Origin of the sequence: Peijinzhouia sedimentorum (assembly GCF_049340005.1) — a bacterium.
In the GTDB taxonomy this organism is placed as follows: Bacteria; Bacteroidota; Bacteroidia; order Cytophagales; family Cyclobacteriaceae; genus CAXBDP01.
In genome coordinates this window covers 37840-56438 of record NZ_JBMPIY010000002.1, presented here as the reverse complement: position 1 = coordinate 56438, position 18599 = coordinate 37840, and the positions used below count along the sequence as shown (strand labels likewise).

11 protein-coding genes and 1 tRNA gene are annotated in these 18599 nt (G+C 38.5%); 7 read left to right on the top strand and 5 right to left on the bottom strand.

Going from position 1 to position 18599, the window contains the following annotated elements; all coding sequences use genetic code 11:
* The first annotated feature begins 3 nt into the window (after positions 1-3).
* The 5 genes from ACOXY8_RS03265 to ACOXY8_RS03245 are packed head-to-tail and all read left to right on the top strand — an operon-like array spanning position 4 to position 10691.
* Complete coding sequence (locus tag ACOXY8_RS03265) at positions 4-4068, top strand: hypothetical protein (RefSeq protein ID WP_458330131.1); 4065 nt, start codon at positions 4-6, stop codon at positions 4066-4068.
* On the top strand, positions 4061-5542 hold the full coding sequence (locus ACOXY8_RS03260; protein WP_458330130.1) for a DUF3375 domain-containing protein: 1482 nt from the start codon (positions 4061-4063) through the stop codon (positions 5540-5542). The genes ACOXY8_RS03265 and ACOXY8_RS03260 overlap by 8 nt, the downstream gene beginning before the upstream one ends.
* A gap of 5 nt (positions 5543-5547) precedes the next feature.
* Entirely contained in the window at positions 5548-6141 is a 594-nt protein-coding gene (locus tag ACOXY8_RS03255) for a DUF4194 domain-containing protein (protein ID WP_458330129.1), read from the top strand.
* A complete protein-coding gene (locus tag ACOXY8_RS03250; protein WP_458330128.1) occupies positions 6119-9532 on the top strand; it encodes an ATP-binding protein in 3414 nt (1137 codons plus the stop codon). Before ACOXY8_RS03255 ends, ACOXY8_RS03250 begins: the two co-directional genes overlap by 23 nt.
* Entirely contained in the window at positions 9471-10691 is a 1221-nt protein-coding gene (locus ACOXY8_RS03245) for a Wadjet anti-phage system protein JetD domain-containing protein (RefSeq protein ID WP_458330127.1), read from the top strand. The genes ACOXY8_RS03250 and ACOXY8_RS03245 overlap by 62 nt, the downstream gene beginning before the upstream one ends.
* A 117-nt stretch (positions 10692-10808) precedes the next feature.
* Here ACOXY8_RS03245 and ACOXY8_RS03240 read toward each other — a convergent pair.
* Positions 10809-10882, bottom strand: a tRNA-Ile gene (locus ACOXY8_RS03240).
* A gap of 224 nt (positions 10883-11106) precedes the next feature.
* Between ACOXY8_RS03240 and ACOXY8_RS03235 the strand changes: the two genes are divergently transcribed.
* Both ACOXY8_RS03235 and ACOXY8_RS03230 read left to right on the top strand, forming a co-directional pair.
* On the top strand, positions 11107-11727 hold the full coding sequence (locus tag ACOXY8_RS03235) for an HAD family hydrolase (protein WP_458330126.1): 621 nt from the start codon (positions 11107-11109) through the stop codon (positions 11725-11727).
* Positions 11727-12902 (top strand): site-2 protease family protein, encoded by a 1176-nt coding sequence (locus tag ACOXY8_RS03230; protein ID WP_458330125.1) that lies wholly within the window; start codon positions 11727-11729, stop codon positions 12900-12902. The genes ACOXY8_RS03235 and ACOXY8_RS03230 overlap by 1 nt, the downstream gene beginning before the upstream one ends.
* Here the strand turns inward: ACOXY8_RS03230 and ACOXY8_RS03225 are convergent.
* The 4 genes from ACOXY8_RS03225 to ACOXY8_RS03210 are packed head-to-tail and all read right to left on the bottom strand — an operon-like array spanning position 12857 to position 18553.
* Entirely contained in the window at positions 12857-13195 is a 339-nt protein-coding gene (locus ACOXY8_RS03225) for a rhodanese-like domain-containing protein (RefSeq protein WP_458330124.1), read from the bottom strand. The genes ACOXY8_RS03230 and ACOXY8_RS03225 overlap by 46 nt on opposite strands.
* A gap of 5 nt (positions 13196-13200) precedes the next feature.
* Positions 13201-15069 (bottom strand): T9SS type A sorting domain-containing protein, encoded by a 1869-nt coding sequence (locus ACOXY8_RS03220; protein WP_458330123.1) that lies wholly within the window; start codon positions 15067-15069, stop codon positions 13201-13203.
* Positions 15069-15863, bottom strand: a complete 795-nt coding sequence (locus tag ACOXY8_RS03215) for a PASTA domain-containing protein (protein ID WP_458330122.1) — start codon at positions 15861-15863, stop codon at positions 15069-15071. Before ACOXY8_RS03215 ends, ACOXY8_RS03220 begins: the two co-directional genes overlap by 1 nt.
* Positions 15860-18553, bottom strand: a complete 2694-nt coding sequence (locus ACOXY8_RS03210; protein ID WP_458330121.1) for a D-alanine--D-alanine ligase family protein — start codon at positions 18551-18553, stop codon at positions 15860-15862. The genes ACOXY8_RS03215 and ACOXY8_RS03210 overlap by 4 nt, the downstream gene beginning before the upstream one ends.
* Positions 18554-18599: the final 46 nt, after the last annotated feature.

Sequence of the window (18599 nt, the reverse complement as noted above, 5' to 3'; positions counted from 1 at the left end):
AACATGATTTACGATCAGCAGGAAAAGTTCAAGGAACTAATAAGCTTTATATCAACCCATACCATTGATAGAAGCATCAATCGTGCTGATCAAAAGGCCATTGAAGAAAACCTCAAGTGGAATGCTTCATTGTTCTTTGCAAAGGCTATTCATCTGGCAAAGTCCAGAGAACAGGAACTTACACTGGCAGAATTTAACCAATTTAGAAAAGATTACGAAGATGGAAATGGTCAAATAGATACTGACACTCTTTTTCAAAAATATTGGTTGAGAAATGTCTTGGGAAAAATAAAGATCGCAGGAACTGTATCGTCAGCTTGTCACACATTTAGTGGGATATCAGGCTTCAGGAATGAATTAAAGTTTCTGTTAGAAAAATTTCCTGAAGGAATAAAAGGCAAAGAAAAGCTACCTAAAGCAGAGTTTGATCAAATCAAAAGTAAGTATGAGAGTGAACATAATTTGATATTAAATGATGAAGGTTTAAATAAACCCTCATGGTTATCAAAATCAGATGATGGCATTACAATCTCTAATATCAATATTTACTTTAAGCCTTACCTTGATCACTGGGAAGAATTCGAATTCCTTTCTGCTTACAAAGAGCAAATATCAAATAATGAAGATAAGGGACTCAAGATTGTTAAAAGAGGTCTGGAACAACTACACGAATCCTTTAAAAAATTTTATACCCAAACACCTTCAATTGCTGATCTGATCAAACAAAAGATTCTTCGGGAAAATGAAGAGATTTATTACCTAAATTTCTACAATACTGAAATCGGTTATTGGTCAACATTAGGCGAGCAAATCACGACTTTTTATTGGCAATTACTAATTGAGGATGGTCGCTTTTCTGAAGATAAAGAAAGAATAAAGAGGCTCCTTCAACAAGTACTCTATTGGGAATCGCCTTCTGGGTTTTTAACCCATTCTCTTGATGAATCAAAAAAGCGATTTTTAGATGCGGCTAGTGACTTGGTAATTAATGAAACCGATTTGAATGGTATAGAATCAGAGTTCAAAAAGGTTAGCATTGATGGAGATATTGGTTCACGTGAAGTTCAATCACTTTTCCATAGTCGTGAAGCGATTGATGATTTTTCACTGAACAACTCGGATCACTTTGAGCTACTGGAAAGCCTAGACAATTGGGAGCAAAAAGCTCATACTACTTATTTGTATAGTCAGAGTTCCCGAGATGAACTTTCTTTTTTGATTAAACTCATAGTTGCCCATGACTATGAATTTGAAAGAGAAGAGACAGAATATCAGGATAATCCCATAATCCATCATTACAAAAGAGTTTTTGTTCTTCTGGAAAAATCAATAACCAAACCAACCCTACTTTGGGAATTAAAATGTTTCATTATTATGTGCCGGAGGGAGTTTATACCCTACCTAGTAGAAGACTCCAAATACGCATCTTTGGCATTTCAATTTATTGATAGAATTGGAGAATATCTATTGGATGAGGATAAAGAAGTAATTCATAAAAAGCTCTGGGTAAAATCAATGGAATTGGCTCTTTTTTCCATTCGCTCAGTCGGTCAGGAAGATGTTGCCTCTAAACTGATTTTTCAGATATATCGACAGCTTAATTCTAATAAATACGACATTCCATACAGCCGGCAGCCCTATGCAGAAAAATTAAGCCGAAAACAGAAAGAGGAAAAAGAAAAAGCAGTTCTTTCCTTGATTGAAGATAGTTCCCTACATAACCATAAAGTTCATGGAGGAAATGACCAATTTTTACTCCCCAAACTATTCAATGAGTTGGTAAAGCTTTTTGTCAATCTGCCTTCCAAAGCATTGTATAATAATGGCACTGTGAGTTTTCCAATGCTCCAATGGGATGGGCTTGCCTGGCTGATGAAATGTTCGACTTACTGGAAATATAAGAGTCAGTTTGAGAATGCACCTCCGGATATTAATACGCTTACTAATTCCTTCTTCAAATTCTACATTGATCGCGTAGAAGTTACAGAAGTAAAAAAATATAATTTCTTCGAGAAGAAAGAGGAAAAAGGACTGCCGATATGGAGTGAGAAAATTGAAAGACTAGGGTACATAGAATGGATTTATCCGATTTACTTCATTTACAAACAACAGAAGCTGAATAGTTTCCTGGAACCACGTTTTTATTTTGATTCCACTTCGGAATTCTACCATAAAGAGAATCATTTCACCGCAGATAAATTAAGAACACATATTGGGGTATTGCTTCAAGTACTTCGTCAGTTCGTATTGCCAATCATTCCTCATGGTTTTGAGAAAGATGAAATTCAGGAAATTAAATCGAGGATTGAGCAACAGATTGTTGACTATCTAAAAAGACATATCAGGGATGTACCGGAAGAAGGATGTGTTGATTTGTTTGACAATAATAAGGAATGGGCATTTAAAAACACCGAAAAAGAAGCATTGCTTCCGCAAGTTGCCAGAGCTCTAAATTGGTTCTCGAAAAAAGAACAGATTATTGAGGTCATTATTAAGACGCAAGATATTGTCAAAATATTGACTATTGCTGAATGGGTAACTTCAGAAGGGGTTAAACAAAAGCTCTTAGAGAAGATACAACAATCAGATATTAAAGCCTTTTTAGAAGAGACTCGTTGGATTCCAGAGGTTCAACAAACCCTTCTAGAAATTAGTAAATACCCTCAGTTGATTAAGGAGATTAATGAGATGGTTGATTTTTGGGAAGAAAAGGTATCAAAAAAGAACCGAAAATATGAAGTTCAGTTTTACCAGACCAAGATACTGCTGGCTTACTTTCATGATGATGAACAAGAATTAGATAATGTTGAAGAACCCAGTAAACCTGCGGTTCATTCGGTAAGAGAACTTTCTTATCGTGACCTTAAGCAATTTTACAGAGCACTAATCAGACTGGAAAAGAATCCGGAATCTTCGCACACAATATTCAGTCAATTGAGTACACAATATCCTCAATATCCAGTTTTTGCCTTGAATAAAATGGCAGCTAAAATTAACATAGCCAAAACCAGCGATGATCTAAAAAGCTATAAAGAAGCTCTGGAAGAATGGAACGTGTATGCTGTGCATCAAAAGGAATTGGATGAAGAGGACTTGGGGTCGACATTTTTTGTTAACAAATTATACATACTACTCAAACTGGGGGAATACGATGAACTAGATAGAGTATTTAATGGTCTGGAAAAACCATATAAAATGCTTCCAGATATGCTTGAAGTCAAGATCGAGCGTCTGGTCGGGGGAGAAATTAAAAAGATAGAAGAAGCTTCTCTGCTTTTAGAAGAAGCTGAAAATTACCATCAGTTTTCAGGTTCAGAAAATATTGGCTTTATCCATGATTTAAGGAATAAAGTAAATGGAATCGATAATATAGAGGAACTCCACCATCAGTACAATAGAATATTCAATAGCACACCAACCAAACTTGTCAGAATTCTACCTGATAAACTCAATGGAAGAACTGATCTTACTGAATTCATAGTAAATGAAGTAGCTAGAGCAGCTTCAAATATGCTTAACAAAATAAATGTTTTGCCTGATATCCTGAAATTGAAAAACACCAGTAAGGAAAATAGGTTCAACGACCTTGTTCAACTTGCACTAGAGGCGAGAATTAGTTCATGGGGATGGTCTGTAAAAGATCAAACAAGAAAAGCTTTTTCTTCTGGCGGATCCGATCTAGGCGAAATTGATCTGGATATAAGGGATTGTAATCAAGATTCCTTTATCACTTGTGAGGCATTTATTCTAAGAGATACATCTAGGGTTAAATCACATTTGAAAAAGTTAATTTCTCACTACACGCATGAAAGAAAAGCCCTTCTGACTCTAGTGTACTTTCAAGGCAAACAATCAGATTTTCAGAAAAATTGGGATGCATATCATACAGATACCTTAACAACAATTCAATATCCAAATGGATTTGAACTTGATACTAACCAGGTAGTAGATGTGACAAAAGACTTCCAAAGAGAGAAATCAGGAATTAAAATTGGAAAAGCCCACCATAAGGATGGGGTAGTGATATATCACATATTTGTCAACATTAACTACAAGGTCAATGCTTGACTCCCTCACCTCCATATTGAAAGTCCGGTCACTGGTTGATTCGGCAGTAACCTTGAAACTACTACGGGCAAGGAACTTACCCTTGATCATTACATTTCTGTATCGTGAATACAAAGTAAATGAACAAATCTCTGTGCCTTATCAATTTTTGGTTCAGAGACTAGCCGACTTTCTGGAAGAAATTGAATATCAGGATGAAGATGATGAAATCAAGTCTGATCGTTTGCTTTTAGCTTTTGATGAAAAAGCCAAGCTGTACATTGACCGTTGGATTGATACTCATTACCTGCGGAATGTAATGGATGATGCTCAAAAAGAGCCGTTGGTCTTTTTGTCCAAACATGTAGAAAAAGCTTTTCAAGTTTTTGAGCTTCTGAAAGACCGTGAATTTGTTGGAACAGAATCCAAGTTCAAGGATATTTTCACCAAGCTTCGGGACATTATCGAAAATGCCAATCCAGATAAAGAAAAGAGGTTGGCTGAACTGGAAAAGAGAAAACAGGTCATTGATGAAGAAATACGAAAGATTAAGATTGATGGATACGTGCCAACGTACGAAAACCATCACATAAAAGCCAGATTTGAGGAATTAAACCGCTTAGCTAATGAGCTGATAGGTGATTTTAAGGAGGTTGAAGACAACTTTAAGGAAATAACCCGAAGGATCTACGAGCAGCAGCAACAAACAGATCTCTCTAAGGGAAAACTGCTGGCAGAAACGTTTGATGCACTTTACGAATTGCGAAGTACTGACCAGGGAAAAAGCTTTTACGCTTTTTGGCAATTTATGCTGGATGATGTCCGGCAATCAGATTTGCAAAAAATGACTAAAGAAATCTATGATGTGCTGGAAGATCGGGGAATTAAAGTTTCATCTCGATCACTGCGAAAATTAAAGACGATGCTTCACCTAGCCGCCAGAAAAGTCCTGGACAAAAATGGCGTCTTAGCTGATAAACTGAGCAGAGAGATAGTCGCCAAAGACCAACTGGAATCCAGAAAAGCAAGAGAACTGATTGCAAGTATTCGCCAATTGGCTATTCAACAAATTGACCGTTCACCAACCCATGAGTATTACCTTGAAATTCAGGGAAACCCTGATGTACATCTCCCTCTGGAAAGAAAACTTGGTGAAAAACCGGAAACCGATTCATATACAACTAAAGCAGAACTGGCCAGTATCTCTATTCAGGATCTGGAAGACCTCTCAAAAATTTATAATGCTGATTTGATTGATAAGCAACAGTTATTAGCCAATATTAACGACTTACTACAATCCAAAACTCAAATTTCCCTTCAGGAAGTAGTGAATGTCAAAGGACTGGATAAGGGATTAGCAGAATTGTTAGCTTATGTTACTTTGGTAAATACAAACACTAAGTTTTTTATCAATGAACATGTAAGGGAAACCATCCTTTTTAGTCAGAAGAATGGGAAATACCTTGATTTACCACAAATCATTTTTACCAAATAAACGATATGGAGTACCAAAACGAAAAGATAGCCCCTTACGCCCGGTCAGCAGTCAAGTTACTGCAGGGTCCTGTTTTTGAGGATCAGCCAGATGTTTGGAATGAAATCATTCAATATCAGGTAGAACTGATTCAATACTTTGAGAAAATCGCACTTGAATTAATTATAGATAAAAGAGATGGATATGCTTACCTAAAGCAAATTGAGCTGGATGAATCTGGTAGTACAATTGGACTGGTTCGTAGGATGCCATTAACCTATGACCTTACATTAGTATGCGTCTTACTGAGAGAATGGTTGTTAGAGTTTGAATCGAATGATCTTGAAACTACGAATCTATATATCACACCAAAACAGTTTCGGGATCGCATGGAAATGTTTTTTAAAGAGAAAGCAAATGAGCTAAAATTTATCAGAGACCTCAATCGTCACCTTGATCAATGTGTGGAAATGGGCTTTTTAAAATTGGTCCATAAAGATGCCGCTAACTCGGATGAAAATCGCTACGAAGTAAAACGTATCATCAAAGCACGGGTCACAACAGAAGAATTATCAAGATTCAAGAAACAATTAGAAGATGAACAACCTAAGTCTATTTAGTACCAAACCCAGTGAATCGGGCTTCCGCTTATATGCTTACGAAGTGCTGAATTGGGGAACCTTTGACCAAAATATATGGTCGATCCACCCAGAGGGTGAGACCTCTTTATTGACTGGTGCCAATGCTTCCGGGAAAACGACACTTGTGGATGGGTTACTTACTTTACTTGTTCCCGAAAAGAGGATGCGTTTTTATAACCAGACAGCCGGGTCTAAAGGTGAACGTACAGAAGATAGTTATGTCGTAGGAGAATATGGAGAAACGGAAAATTCGGATACCAATACAAAAGAGGTCAAAAAGCTAAGAGAGAATAAATCAAAAGCACAATCGATATTATTGGCCGTATTTCAAAACGAATCACAGTTTGTCACATTGGCACAAACACGCTGGTTCTCGGGATCGGAACTGAAAAGGAACTTTATTGTAGCTCATAAAAAACTCTCTATCCGTGACGACTTTATGCCATTTGATAATACAGGTGAGTGGAAAAAACGGCTCAAAAAAAGGTATCCAAAACAAGGAAACCGGGAACTTATACAGTTTACCGATAGTCCGGGAGAGTATGGCCGTCTCATGCGGAAATTATTTGGCATGCGTTCAGAGAAAGGACATACTTTATTTAGCCAGACCATAGGATTAAAGGTACTTGGTAATTTGGATGAATTTGTACGTCTTCAGATGCTGGAAGAGCGAGATGCTGAAACCGAATTTCAGAAGATAAAAACCTACTTTAAGACTCTCAATGATGCTCACCGTGCTATTGAAAAAGCTCATAAACAGATAGAATTACTATCTCCTATAAGGGATAAGGCACAAAACCTTTCGGTTCTAAAAGCAGATCTGATTCATCAGGAAAGTTTCCAGCAGACTGCACCACTTTGGTTTGCAGAAAAACAGAAAGAACTGATTTCGGACTATAATGAAGAACAAAATGCAAGGCTGGAATCCTTATCGCAAAACATTGCTGAATACTCCAGTGAAATTGACGAATTATCCAACCGGGAACGAGATCTCGATATCCAAATTAAAAGTGACAAAGTTGGTTCACAAATCAGTACACTGGAAAGAAGAAATAAAGAACTGGACGAATCCAGGCAAGAGCGTGAGGATGAACTCAAAACCTATAATCAATTGGCTGAGAACCTTGAATTCCAGCCCAACCCACAATCCAAAGAGCTTTTTGATGAACAACGAAAAGCAGCAGTAGAAAAAAAGAGGAAAACAGAGGAAGTACAGGAACAGAATGAGGAAGAACTATTCCAAACCAGAAAACAAGTTGATATGGTAAGGGAAAAGTTTGACAATATATCCAATGAATTAAGTGTATTGAGGGCTCAAAAGAATAATATTACGGGACATCCGGCTCGTATTCGAAACGAAATTCTTGATGCAGTTGGTGCTACGGAAAAAGAAATCCCCTTTATTGGCGAACTTGTGAAAGTTGGGGAAGGTGCTCGGGAATGGGAGCCTGCCATCGAACGATTGCTTCATAATTTCGCTTTACGACTGATCGTTCCAGAAGAGTATTATCAGGAAGTAAACCGGTATGTTAAGGAAAACGATCTAAGAGGGAGGATTATCTATCATCGGTTCAATAAGAAAGAAGTTGCTCCGCAGATATTTCAGCAGCAAGATGAGAATGAACTTATTCACAAGTTAGCCTTTAAACCTTCGGCCTATTCTGAATGGATCAAAAATGAGATCAGTGCTAAATTCAATTATTTGTGTGTAGAGGATTTGGAAACATTTCGATTAGCAAACAAAGCTGTTACCAAAGAAGGACTTGTTAAGAATGCAAACCGACATGAAAAGGATGACCGGCCTGAAATTAAAAACCGTCAAAAGTATGTACTAGGCTGGGATAACAAAGAGAAAATAGCAGTACTGAAAGAAGAAGGTCATCAACTTGATCAGGAAATTAAGGAATCTGAGAGCAGGCTCAAATACTTAAAAAATCATCAAACCAGGATTAGAAATGAGGAACAAGACCTGGCTCAATTCATTGCCTTTAAATCACATAGAAAAATTGATTGGTGGTCAATAGCAGCTCAAATACAGGAAAATAAACAAAGAATTGAGGAGCTTGAAAAAACCAATGACAGAGTGAATACCCTCAAAAAACAGCGTGAGGAGATTCTTCAACAAATCAAGGCTAAACAGGAAAAAGAGAAACACCTTGAAAAGGAAATCAATATCATTGAATCAAATCTGAATATACAGCGACAAAAGCTAAAAGAGGCTGAAGATGTCATCAACAGGTATTCTTTTCACGATTCCAACGAAAAATTGGAAACTTTTGAAGAGCATTTTATGAATGACTATGATTGCGACATTGATTCCATAGAAAAGATTCAAAGCAAAATTCAAGGAGAAGTCAATGCAACTATTGAGCGGTTTAGGGATAACATTCGCAAGGAAGAAAGTGCAGCAGAAAGTCTTATGAGGGTTTTCAAAAATCCTGATAAAGAAATTGCAGAGAAATTCATGGATTGGAATTCCGATACACATCGTTTAAGTGAAAGTGCAGAATTTATAGAGGAGTATGAGGCACTGCTTGATAGAATTGAAAAGGAGGAATTGGCAGAGTATAAGCAACAATTCAAAAACTACCTCAATGAAGAAATGATTACGAAAATGTCTGATTTTCAGACATGGCTGGAGCGTCAGGAAGAAGATATTGAGGAAAATATTGACACACTAAACCAGTCCCTTGAAAAAATTAACTTTAAAAGTAATCCACCCACATTTGTCAGGCTTCATGTAGAAAAAGACTATGCTCCAAAAGTCAAAGAATTTAGGTTTAGGCTCAATGAGTGGAAACCGAACCTGGTTGAGTTTGAAAGAACAAAGGATGATCGTATCCTGGAAAAAAGTTTCAACAAGATCAAAGCACTTCTAGATGATTTGACCGATGATGAAAATCAAAGGAAAGAGGTCTTGGATGTAAGGAATTGGCTGAAATTCAAAGCAGTAGAACACCATCGGGAGGATCCGTCAAAAATCTTCCGCAGTTATACGGGTACAGCAAAATTATCCGGTGGCGAAGGTGCCCAATTGACCTATACAATTTTGGGTTCCGCCATAGCTTATCAATTTGGGATACACAGCGAAGGACTCAATACAAATTCATTCCGATTTATTTGTGTGGACGAAGCTTTTAGTAAACAAGATGATGAAAAAGCACGGTTCTTAATGGAACTGTGTAAGCAACTACATCTGCAAGTAATGGTGGTGTCTCCTGCTAAAGCAGAAGAGGTAGCTATTGTTGAGCCCTACATTGCCCGCATACATTTTGTCCAAAGAAAGGATAATCGTCATTCGGTCGTTTATGATATGCATATTAAGCAGTTGCAAGAACACCGGGAAGAGTATTTACAATCTGCAGGATAGATCCATGATAACAGTAGTTGAAATACAGAAAAAGTCTGAAAGAAAATATGAAGAAGTCCTTCGTGATTCTTTGAATGGAGAGAGCTGTTTTCCTCTGGAGATAAGGTCCAATAAGGTGCTTTCTAAAGATTTCATTCAAATGAGTAAGGAAATTGCTGAAGTGCTAGGTGGGTCAAAAGATAGAAAGGGTTTTGGCTACTCGGTAGTTTCAGAAACGATTAAAACCCGACAGCATGGAATTCAAGATATCCCAAAGTCAATCGTGTATGAAACATTAGACGATTATTTAAAATTTATCAAAAAGGAAAAAGAGTTTCATGTGATGATGGAAAATTACAGTTTCATCAAGTCGGAACTCCCTCAACTCGAATCATGGCTGAAAGAAAATCCAAAGGCCATTATCGACAACTCGGATGTTTGGCCGGGCCTGATTAAAGTTTGTCAGTGGTTTATCCTTCACTTTGAACCAGACAAATACTATATCAGAGAGTTGCCAATTCCCGTTCATACCAAGTTTATTGAAGAAAATAAAGGGATTTTGAGGCTTTTATTGGATGAGCTGGTTCCGGATATAGTGAATACATCTGAAAACCACTTTGAAAAGAGGTTTTTCCTGAAATATGATCAGTCTCTTATTAGGTTTCGGTTGTTGGATAAGTCCTGCTGGGGTGAAATCAGCTATGATGATATAACCATCCCAATAGAACAATTTAAATCAACTACGTTGAAATGCTCAAGAGTTTTTATCATTGAAAACAAGATGAACTTTCTGGCATTTCCTAAAGTATCTCATTCGATAGCTATTTGGGGAAAGGGATTTGCTGTTGACTCCTTAAAGAACACCGATTGGCTGGAAGATAAGGAAATTTACTATTGGAGTGATATGGATATCCAAGGGTTTCAAATGCTGTCTCAATTACGATCGTATTTTCCACAAACAAAATCTTTTTTAATGGAAAGAGAAATTTTAGAGAATTACTGTGAATTCATTGTATCCGGAACGGTATCTAAAGTGGTGTCTCTTGCCCATCTTTCAGGTGAAGAATTAGAAGTATATAAACTATTATCAAAAAGCAATGTTCGCTTGGAGCAAGAGCGGGTCGATCAATGTTTTATCTCCGAAAGACTGAATCAAATGTTTCTAAGAAGACCTTCTTAAACTATATACACAAAGCTAGCCTTGTTGTGGATGTTTGTTGATAGGTAATATTGGATTAGCCCAAGAATTGATCAGGAAAATAAAAAAGCCCTCCGCAATTAATGCGAAGGGCACCCGTGGGCCCACCTGGGCTCGAACCAGGGACCACCTGATTATGAGTCAGGTGCTCTAACCAACTGAGCTATAGGCCCTTGTTTTAAATTCGAATTCAATGATTGAATACAGCCTTCAAAACGGAGTGCAATAATAATGGATGTGATGGGAATAAGCAATATCCGAATGGGCTTTTGCTAAATTTTTGATTGAATTCACAAGCCATTATTGGTGTGTTGACCTCTAATTCTTCATCTCATATTTTTGTAATGCTGGTGTTCTGCCATAATTTCGGCATTCATTTTTATCCAAAATACGATTTATGCTTCCTCCCGCTATTCATACATTGATTTTCGATTTAGGTGGTGTTATCATCGATATAGATCCTGCCGGCTGTTTCAAGCGCTTCCAGCAAAATGCAATTTCCTTAGATCATCCCGCTTGGCAGCAAGGATTAGATTATCAGCTTTTCAAAGATTATGAAATGGGATTATTATCAAATTCATTTTTTCTGGATGAGCTACGAAGTATTATGAATAATTCTCAAATATCTGATCAACAATTGATAGAGTTATGGAATACTATGCTGATTGATATTTCGATGGAGAAGTTAAATTTGTTTGAGAGACTTCGTGAAAACTACAGGCTAGTGCTGCTTAGCAATACCAATTATCTGCATATGAAAGGTTTTAATGCTATCCTGAAAGAGAAAACTCAAAGGGATGATTTTGCTCATTGGTTTGATGAAATCTATTTTTCCTTTCAAATGGGCGTCCGAAAACCATCTTTAGAGATTTATCAGATGGTTCTAGAACGAGAGCAAAGTAATGCCAATGAGCTTTATTTTTTGGATGATAATGCGGAAAATATTCGAGCAGCAAATAGTTTAGGTATTCAAACAAAGCTAATTTCGCATCCTAATGAAATTTTGACTGTTTTTTAATGGAATTGGAGAAAGAACCCAATAATTACCTCAAACATCTAGGCTTATTTATAATCACCTTGGCTTGCACCACCATGTCTGGTGCGGAATGGCTTACGGGCAAATCTATTTTGGCGAAAGGTGAATTTGCAATGACTTGGAGCGACTTTTTAGCCGGGCTTGAGTTCTCAATTCCATTTTTGGGGATTCTTACTTTCCATGAATTTGGCCATTATTTTATGGCTCGCAAGTATAGCATTCCTGTTACTTTACCCTATTACATACCAGGCTGGTTAGGATTTATGGGCTCGCCTAGCATTGGTACTTTTGGCGCTGTTATTCGAATCAAAGGTGCAATCCAAAGTACCAAGGAGTATTTCGATGTGGGCGTAGCAGGACCATTAGCTGGTTTTGTAATTGCTATTATGGTAATGTTCTATGCATTCACCAATTTACCTCCAGCGGATTTTATTTTTGAAATACACCCAGAATACGAGCAATATGGGTTGGAGTATGCTGAGCATGTTTACGATCCAAATAACCAGGAAAATGCCAATTTGATGCAATTCAAATTAGGTCCGAATATTCTTTTCTGGTTATTTGAAACTTATGTGGCCGATCCCGAACGAATGCCAAATTATTATGAGATCATTCACTTTCCCTGGCTATTTGCTTCTTATTTGGCTTTATTCTTTACTGCATTGAATCTTCTTCCAATTGGTCAATTGGATGGCGGACACGTGGTATTTGGGCTATTTGGAAGCCGCAAACACGGCTATATCAGTTCAGCAGTTTTCTTGGTATTTCTATTTTATTCTGGCTTGGGATTGATATCGCCAATGGAGCCTGCAATGGATTTGATGTGGAGCATACCACTTTATATAGGCTTTTTGTTTATTTGCCTCAGCCGACTTATTCGTAGTCCATTCGACAGAATTGCAATGGCATTTATGATTTTTACTATTCAGTTTGCTTGCCAATGGTTTTGGCCAGATTTTCAAGGCTATACAGGTTGGTTATTGTATTGCTTACTTATTGGTAGATTTATGGGCGTACATCATCCAAGAGTTTTATTCGAGCAGAAATTGGATAGAAAGCGCCAAATTATTGGTTGGATTGCTTTAGTAATATTTGTGCTTTGCTTTAGTCCTCAGCCATTTATGTTTGAGGAAGCAATAGCATTGATGGAGCCATAGGTGTTTTTGAATTCCTCCATTCCGTTGCAAAGACTTTTACAGGTATTGATTCCTACGGAGGCTAGGTACTTTCTTGCTTTTTCACTTCTTGCACCAGTTTTGCAATGGAGTACAATTTCACAATTATTGTATTTTTTTACTTCATCAAGTTGCTTAGGCAAGTCATACAGCGGAATATTCACCGCTCCTATATTCTCCTCGTCATACTCCCATTTCTCACGGACGTCTATTACCTCAATTTTTTCTCCTGAGGATAATTTTTGATAAAGTTCTTCTGCAGTTATTAGGTTCATGGTGCTTATCGAATTACGAGTTTTTTCTGCTGGGCAAATTTACCCGAAAAAGTGCGAAAAACGTAAATTCCGGGTCTAAGAGTCTCAATATTTAACTGATGCTGCCCAATTTGCTTCCATTTTCCTTGTAATACAACCCGTCCAGTCATGTCGATCAATTGATAATTTTCATACGGCGAGATTACATTCACCCATCCTCCCGCCGGATTTGGGTACAATTGAATTTGCGCATCGCTTGGTTTATCCAAGTCGCCTACGGCTATTCCTTTATTGAAAACAGGTCTAAATATTAACGAACCTATAATATCATCTACCGGCTCCCAAATGCCCGTTACATTCGCAAAGAGCTTCTCCGAGCTGTCATAATCTTTATCCAAACCCACTGCAATTGGCAAAATTCCAATATGTCTGTAGCCAATATAAAAAGTGTCTTGAACCGCTGTTGGTCTTTCTAAGGTAATTCTGCTTAGTGAATCCCTTCCTGCAAAAGCTGGAATACTAATAGTTTGTCGATGGAGAATTTCCTCTTGTGTACGGCCTAAAGATTTGATGATTAGCAGCTCAATTGTACGGCCTTCTTGTCCACCAGGAATAAATGGAAAATTCGCATCGATAGCTGTGATAATGTCTGTTTCGGGAACCCAATATTGATAAGCAACTCGGCCACCATTTTGGTTGATACCCACAGCAAATTCTGCTGTGCCATCGTCATACGCTAGACTCTGATGTAGCAAAAGCGGGAGGGTGAAGCTGTCGTTTGAGCGGAAATCAATCGATTGAAAATAATTGCTTGGCGGTCTGCGGTAAATGGTATCACCACTGATAAGCTGAAAGTGAAACTCCAAAGCAAGACTATCACCTTCGGGTAATTGGCTTGGATCTAAAGGAAACACTTTCATATCCCTTTTCTCGAAGCCAAGCGGAATGGGATCAAGAATAGTTCTATTATTCATCTGTTGAATAACTGCGCCAGTACTTACATTTCTGATAAATGAATTGTATTCAATTGGCTGAAGAAGCGAATCCAAATTATGGAATTCCACTAAGGTAGTATCAATAAATTCGCTGGGGAAATTGCGAGCCATCTCGGCCGGTACTTGAGAGTAGTTGCCGAATAGCCCTTGTCTCAATAGGGAGCTCAAGGCCCGATCTTTAACAGCTCTATTATTCAATTTTCGATCTTGATCGAGCCATACATAATCCAAATTCCAAGTGTCGAATGGGCCAGTAATATTGGCTGATGAGCGAAAGGCAAATTGAAAACCTGAGTGAAAATATTGATCAGCGTTAATTGCCATAGACTCAAATTGAAAACTATCTGTAGGCACATCTACTAAGCCATTCACTTCCCAAATTACATTCCAATTACCTTCATTATTCTTGAATAATAACTGGAAAACATCCTCTTGATCAGGCTCTTCGCCTAATCCTTTCTTCTGCCAGTAAAAGCTCAAAACTACTGTACTTCGCTTATTTGAAGGCACGGCAGTCATGTTTATGGGAAGAGAGACCAAACTATCTCCAAAACCAGAAGCTTCTCCATTGCGAACATAAGGCCTCCCGTCCGGATCGTTGCCATCGAACGTTGCTACACCTATACTTGGTGGATTTAAGCCCATGCTATTATTGACCCAAACTTTGCTGCTAGCCTGCCACCAAGACAGATTCAATTGCCTATTAGGAAAGGAAAAATCATCCAGAAAAGGCAACGAAATGGTATCTCCAGCCAAGCTTTCTTGGTATGAGAATAATTGAAGATTTGAATTATCAGATTTTGTCGAAATAGGATAGGTTACAAGCTGGGCAAGGCCATTTGACATGCCTACACTCAGCCAAATTACACTTAAAAGGATGTATCTAATTTGGATCCTCATTAGAGTTCGGATTCATCCTCTCTTTTTCTATTTCTGTAGGTATTGAATTCATCATCTGCCACCCATAAATCGACGATATCGCCAATTCTAATCGTCTCGCCGAAGGCAGGTTGTTGCCTTACAATAGAGCCTGGAGGCAGAGAATCTACCTGAGTATAAATAACACTGCCCAATCGCAAGCCAATACCCACTAAGTAAAATTCTGCTTCATCCAAATCCATGGCAATGAATTCTGGCACATCAAAAGTCTGGTTGCCTAAACCATCGCCAACCACCAAATCAATTTGTGAGCCTTTCACAAGAGGCTCACCCGGGTTGATTTTTCTACCTTGATGCCATTGTTCTAGTACTGCATTTTGTGCTAAATCAGGTTGATAAGTAATCTCCCCTAGGATTAAACCTGAGCTTTGTAAAATCAATTGAGCGTTTTTTACAGACACATCTACCAAATCGGGCATTGGGATAGATGGAGGCGTATTTTGATTGAGTGTGATATAAATTTTTCTATCGCGCTTCACTTTTTCACCTACTTGCGGATATTGCTTTACTACCGACATTTTTGGGTAATCTGTAGAATAAGCAGAGTCTTCTGTAATCTCATATTTAAGATCGCGGGAGGTGACAAATTCATCTAACCTATCCAAGGTGATGCCTCGCAGGTCGGGCACGGTAATCGAATCGCCATGATTGGTTGTAGTAGGCAAATACCAATAGAAAAAAATCAAAGATGATACGATGACTATTCCTCCGATAATGGCCAGATTAATCAATATTTTGGTAAGCGACTTTATCATGAGCTTTTGCTTAAATCTAATTTGTGTATGCCATAATTAAGTATGGCATCGATAAATTCAAATGGTTTGTAATTTTCAATGGCTGCTTGATGGAATATACAAGTAGCCGGCGTCATTCCCGGTAATGAATTTACCTCAATAATAATGGTTTCTATTTTGCCATCAGCAAATATTCTAACGAAAGCATCAATTCGGGCGTATCCTTCGATGTTTAATATTTTGGCAACTTTCGTCAAAGTAGATTTTACTTCATCGGAAATGCGCTGATTTTCAGTCTTGTCTTTTGCATAACGAGCCGGCGTAATGTTTTGTCCCTCACCAGCGAGGAATTTCTCCTCCAAGCTCAAAACCTCCCCTTGCGCTAAAGCTTCTGATGCCTCGAATACGGTATATTCAATATTACCATCAGCGCCCACATTAGTAAGTAAGCCGCCAGTTACTTCTAAGAATCGAGCGGCGCCATTGGCTGATATCAAATCTTCTACTAAGAAAAAATTCTTCTGAGGGAACTCCTCTGTAGGTTTCAATTTAAGAAGTCTGCTTTCCTCTATTGGAAAAGGCGCTTGGCTTCGAAATGCAATTCGAGCATAAGCAATCAACTCTTCTCTATTTTTAATTTTCTTGACTGCTGAGCTACAGCCATCATCGGCTGGCTTGGCTATGATCGGATATTGGAATTGCTCCTCCAATTGGGCGATCACTCTGTTAGTATCCTGTTCCCAATCATGCTGATAAACTAATGCGTGACCCGCTACCAAAATGCCATGCTTGCGCAATATTTGGTTGGTTTCGTATTTGTTGATAGTGATTTGGGAGCTTTCTACACCCGAGCCATTGTATGGCAGCCCAACTTTTTCTAGCTCTACCTGCACCGCACCATCTTCGCCTGGTCGGCCATGGAGGGCAATAAACACCACATCGCAAATTTCCGCTAAGGCTGCGTAACTTAGTTTATGTAATGCCAAACTGCCTTTAGTAGCATATTGTCTGCTTAATCCTCCCGCTTCTTCGCGGATTGATAAAAGTATGGGATGCTCCCGATCTGCTTGGAAACTGTGAATCTTATCATAAATATCGTCTGCATTATCCTTTAGCAGTATATTCACAGGAATTTGATGCAATTCATGTGCTCCTTCTTTTCCACTAAGGAAAATTGGAATAGGTAGGTATTTGGTAGAGCTGGCAAGTTTTTCATAAATGTTTCTGCCGCTTTCTACAGATATATGTCTTTCCGACGAAAAACCACCCATTATTACCGCCACTTTTAGCTTTTCATCCAATTGATCTTGTAGTTCGCTTACCCGCATATCTAAGTCTGCTAGATGGCTAGCAATAGCCTTCGCAGCTTTGCCACTTGACATACGACAAGCAAGTGAGGTGCGGATAATATAGGTCAAAAACTGGCTTGGATTCAGGCCAATTTCCGCCGCTTGGTGAAAAAAGAATGATGATGGAAGCATGCCCGAAGTCGTATTCGGGTCGTTCAGAAATACTTTTCCATCTTCTTGAATAAAGCCATCAATGCGGGCATACACTTCGCCGCCCATGGCTTTGTATAAATCTTCGCAAGCCTTTCGAATGCTTTGGATTTGCTCCGTAGGCACTTTTATGGGTGTTATTTTACGGCTGATGCCAGGCAGATATTTTGCTTTGTAGTCGAAGAAATTGCTTTTCTTTAAAATCTGGGTAGGAGGCAAGGCAAGTGGTTCGCCTTTTTCGTCTTCTACTACAATGCAGGAAAATTCTTTTCCGTCGATAAATGACTCGGCTAAAATGGCGCTTTCAGCATCTGGACTTTCTAGCAAGATTGAATCCTTTCCTCCCGCGAATTCCCGCTCGAATGTGTCAAATAGTTCTTGCGGATGGTGCAATAAATTTCCATCTGCAAGCAGTGGCATGCCCAAACCTTCGCGTATATCCGCAAGCTGAGCAATGACAAATACCTTTTCATCATCGGTCAAATTGATCCATTCTGAAGCATTAAATTTCCGCTGGAAAAATGCTTTTGCAATGGCCAATTCAAATGCCTGAACATCATTTTGCTCTAATATACTCACACCAATAGACGAACCCTGATGCGGTGCTTTGAAGACCATCGGCAAGCCAAGCTGGGCTACAAGATCATTCAGCAGTGCTTTTTTATCAGCATTTTGATCGTAATCTGATTTTTTAATTACTGTCCAATGGGGTGTATCGAAACCCATACGGCCAAAGAGCTGCTTTTGAGCAGTCTTGGAAATGCCAATAGCAGAAGGTAAGATTCCAGAGCCGCTATAGGGGATGTCGTACCACTCGAGCAAACCTTGCAGACTTCCATCTTCGCCATAAGGACCGTGAAGAGTGAGGAATGCAAAATCAATGAGTTTCGAGAAATCCTTGGGTTCGATTTGCTTGCCGACTTGAGAAATCAAAAGCTCCCAATCTGCCTCGCTCAAGTTTTGAAGAGATTCGATATAGATTTGGAAATTCTTTTCAGAATCAGGAATAAAATTGGCGGGAGGGTAAAAATCTCGAATAGTGCCTTTGTATACATATTGCCAATCGAGCTGGATGAAATTCCCGCAGCTATCTACAAATATGGGTACAGGTGTAAAGAGACTTTTATTTAGATTATCATAAACGGTGCGACCTCCCGCAAAAGAAACTTCACGTTCGCGAGATCTACCACCAAAAAAAATTCCTATTCTCATTGAGGCAAATATAATAATTAATGAAACGGCGAAAGCCCGATTTCAT

Bases quoted from the DNA above. Each gene is read 5' to 3' on its own strand.
- ACOXY8_RS03235 (WP_458330126.1), top strand. From the start codon at position 11,107: ATGCTTCCTCCCGCTATTCATACATTGATTTTCGATTTAGGTGGTGTT.
- ACOXY8_RS03260 (WP_458330130.1), top strand. From the start codon at position 4,061: ATGCTTGACTCCCTCACCTCCATATTGAAAGTCCGGTCACTGGTTGAT.
- ACOXY8_RS03230 (WP_458330125.1), top strand. From the start codon at position 11,727: ATGGAATTGGAGAAAGAACCCAATAATTACCTCAAACATCTAGGCTTA.
- ACOXY8_RS03250 (WP_458330128.1), top strand. From the start codon at position 6,119: ATGAACAACCTAAGTCTATTTAGTACCAAACCCAGTGAATCGGGCTTC.
- ACOXY8_RS03265 (WP_458330131.1), top strand. From the start codon at position 4: ATGATTTACGATCAGCAGGAAAAGTTCAAGGAACTAATAAGCTTTATA.
- ACOXY8_RS03245 (WP_458330127.1), top strand. From the start codon at position 9,471: ATGATATGCATATTAAGCAGTTGCAAGAACACCGGGAAGAGTATTTAC.
- ACOXY8_RS03215 (WP_458330122.1), bottom strand. From the start codon at position 15,863: ATGATAAAGTCGCTTACCAAAATATTGATTAATCTGGCCATTATCGGA.
- ACOXY8_RS03220 (WP_458330123.1), bottom strand. From the start codon at position 15,069: ATGAGGATCCAAATTAGATACATCCTTTTAAGTGTAATTTGGCTGAGT.
- ACOXY8_RS03255 (WP_458330129.1), top strand. From the start codon at position 5,548: ATGGAGTACCAAAACGAAAAGATAGCCCCTTACGCCCGGTCAGCAGTC.
- ACOXY8_RS03225 (WP_458330124.1), bottom strand. From the start codon at position 13,195: ATGAACCTAATAACTGCAGAAGAACTTTATCAAAAATTATCCTCAGGA.
- ACOXY8_RS03210 (WP_458330121.1), bottom strand. From the start codon at position 18,553: ATGAGAATAGGAATTTTTTTTGGTGGTAGATCTCGCGAACGTGAAGTT.